The organism is Arthrobacter sp. 18067, assembly GCF_902706295.1.
Classification (GTDB): Bacteria; Actinomycetota; Actinomycetes; order Actinomycetales; family Micrococcaceae; genus Arthrobacter.
Genome location: NZ_CACSJJ010000104.1, coordinates 1 through 402, shown reverse-complemented (window position 1 = coordinate 402; position 402 = coordinate 1). Strand labels below are relative to the sequence as shown.

The following is a 402-nucleotide window of genomic DNA, read 5'->3' as shown; positions in this document are numbered from 1 at the left end:
GTGCAGCGCATTCAGCTGGTGCGCGGGGCGGCGTCGCTGCAGTACGGCACCCAGTTTGGCGGCCTGCTCAACTTTGAGATGCGCGGCCCCGACCCCGACCGCAAAGCCGCCGTGACCTCGCGCCAGACCGTGGGCTCGTTTGGCTTTTTCAACTCCTTCAACAGCGTGAGCGGCACGGTGGGCAAGCTCAGCTACTACACGTTTGCGCAGTACAAGCGCGGCAACGGCTGGCGTCCGAATTCGCAATTCGACAGCAAAACCGCCTACGCCGATGTGCGCTACCAGTTCACCGAGAACCTGAAAGCCGGCGTGCAAGTGACGCACATGGACTACCTGGCCCAGCAGCCCGGCGGCCTCACCGATGCGCAGTTCCAGCAAGATGCCCGGCAGTCGAACCGTGAG

Annotated in this window: 1 protein-coding gene; it reads left to right on the top strand. The window is 63.9% G+C overall.

Annotated elements, in window-relative coordinates; all coding sequences use genetic code 11:
- On the top strand, positions 1–402 hold a 402-nt coding region (locus GVL04_RS24290; RefSeq protein ID WP_200846971.1), incomplete at both ends, for a hypothetical protein.